The 2,526-nt window shown below is 38.6% G+C and carries 2 protein-coding genes; one reads left to right on the top strand and one right to left on the bottom strand.

The window, feature by feature from the left end; all coding sequences use genetic code 11:
- The first annotated feature begins 32 nt into the window (after positions 1-32).
- The gene (locus A4R26_RS05490; protein WP_081161802.1) at positions 33-263 is read left to right on the top strand and encodes a response regulator; all 231 of its coding nucleotides are present in this window, start codon (positions 33-35) and stop codon (positions 261-263) included.
- A 172-nt stretch (positions 264-435) separates the two neighbouring features.
- Here the strand turns inward: A4R26_RS05490 and A4R26_RS05485 are convergent.
- Positions 436-2,526 (bottom strand): PAS domain-containing sensor histidine kinase (locus A4R26_RS05485; protein WP_081161798.1); only part of this gene is annotated, 2,091 nt, incomplete at its 5' end.

The following is a 2,526-nucleotide window of genomic DNA, read 5'->3' as shown; positions in this document are numbered from 1 at the left end:
AATTTTTGTACTAGGTACAAAATGCCTGCAATATGGAGCATAAATTGGTAAAAATCTTTATAACGGATGATGATCAGGAAGACCTTGAGCTCATGGAAGAAGCAATTTTAAAAGCAGAGCCTTCAGCACGATTGCAAAAATTTACTAATGGGAGAACAGCTCTTGAATTCTTAAATTCAAGAGTAGACGATGATCTGCCCTGCCTTATAGTACTTGATTATAGTATGCCGGTAATCAATGGTCAGAAATGTTATATTATTTAAAAGATGACGTTCGATACAATCGAATTCCCAAAATAGTATTAAGTACATCAAACTCTCCTCTGCATATACACGAATGCATCTCGAACGGTGCTACAGAATACCTTGTTAAACCCAATAACATGACGGCGTTGCAGGAACTTGCCAAAAAGTTATTGGCATTTTGTAACTCCCCTCAAGGTTGAGTTGGAAGATATATTGAGAAAATAGCGCCTTCGTTCTGTTTGCCCGAAGCCAAAATAAAACCATTGTGATTCTGCACGATCCTTTTACAAATAGCTAACCCTATCCCTGATCCGGATGCCTCAGTTTTTAATCTCTGAAATATATTAAATAATTTCTTAGCATATAGCGGATCAAATCCTATTCCATTATCTTTAATACAAATAAGGTGATATACAACAGCCGGGTCAGCCATAAATTCCGGAACTACTTTTCCAGGTACCTGTGTATAAGTTATGCCCATATGCAATTTTCTTTCCGTATGCTTATATTTAACCGCATTATCAAAAAGGTTGATCAGCAATTGTTTTATTTGAAAAGGAATCGCATTTATTGAAGGAAGTCTTTCTGATTCTACGGTTATATCATCATATCCCATTTCTTCTTTGAAAATATTAATTACTTCCGTTAGCACTTTATCCAGGTCAACGGTTTCATAACTTTCAACCTTCGCTGTTGTACGAGAATAAATTAACAAGTCATCGATGAGCTTCTTCATTCGATCAGCCGCATTAATAGAGCGGTTCAGATAATCACGTGATCTGTCGCTTAACTTACTTGATTGGTCTTCGGCAATAAAATCACTGTAAAAATGAATTTTTCTTATCGGCTCTTTTAGATCGTGCGAAGCGGCATAAACGAACTGCTCAAGCTCTTTATTCTGAAATTCAAGCTGGCTTAAATACTCCTGCATTTTATCTTCAGACTGTTTTCTTTCGGTCAGATCACGGGTAACCTTAGAAAAGCCTATTACATTACCTTGCAGGTCATGCAAAGCGGTTATGACAGTGCTTGCCCAAAATATGCTGTTGTCTTTTCTTTTTCTCCATCCTTCATGTATAGCTTTGCCAGTTTTTCTGGCATGGTCAAGCAGTTGTAATGGAAGCCCGGTTTCTCTATCACCCGGCAAATAAAACTCCTGAAAACTCTTTCCTACAATTTCTTCTTCCGTATACCCTTTAATTTTTTCGGCACCTTTGTTCCAGTTTTGTACTATACCTTCCGCGTCTAACATAAGGATCGCATAATCCTCTACTTCTTCCACCATTTTATGATAACGTTCCTCACTAATCTTTAAATCTTCACTTTTCGCTTTCAAATCCTGAACTTTTCTTTCAACCTCCTTTTCAAGAGTACTCGCCAGTGTCCGGTATTTTGTCTCGCTTTCCCGCAATGCATTCTCTGTTTCTTTCATGCGTGTAATATCAATGAGCATATTTATTGCTCCAGTCATATTTCCTGCACTATCAAAGACAGGTTGCGGATGCGGCGCAACATTTCTTATAGACCCATCAGGTCGTACAACCAAAATTTCTTCTCCATATACAGGGCGCTTTTCCTTTAAGCATAAAGCCATAGGGCACGTATCCAGCGGCATGTCAGACCCATCTTTATTAAGAATCTTAAAAGAACCACACCAGAGATCTTTTCCAATTTCAGGCTCTCTTCCCCAAAGTATAGCAGCAGCATTGTTATAGAGTGTTATCCGACCCTCCGTATCCGTAGTGTATAAGGGTGTATCTAAAATATGAATTAGTTGTCTGTATCTTGACTCGCTTTCTCTCAAGGCCGCTTCTGACTGTTTGGAATGGCTTACATCCTGGAATACGTTTACAGCACCGATAAGATTACCTTCCGCATCAAAAAAAGGATCAATATTTACGCTGGCAAAAAAACCAGTCCCCTCTGGACGTTCAACATATGCCTCAATATTTCTAAAAGACCTTCCCGTATGCAACGCAATTGCCATTGGCGTTTCATCGGGCCGTACATATTTGCCATCGGAATATACTTTATAACAAGCGCAATATTTCAGCAATTTATTATTGGTATCGGGTGTATAGCCCCATAATTGTACGGCCACATCATTAAAAAAGGTAATAGCTCCTTCCTTATTACATGTATATACAGCAACCGGTAAACTGTTGACCAAACTTTTATAACGGGCTTCGCTTTCTCTTATGGTTTGAACCAACTTCTTTTGCTCAGAAACATCAACTGTAAAGCACCGGGTGTGTATAAACTTTCCATCTTCCCAAAAAAC

Source organism: Niastella populi (assembly GCF_002078015.1).
GTDB classification, from domain to species: Bacteria; Bacteroidota; Bacteroidia; order Chitinophagales; family Chitinophagaceae; genus Niastella; species Niastella populi.
Note: the sequence above shows the minus strand (reverse complement) of the source record. Positions and strands in the feature narration are given on the sequence as shown.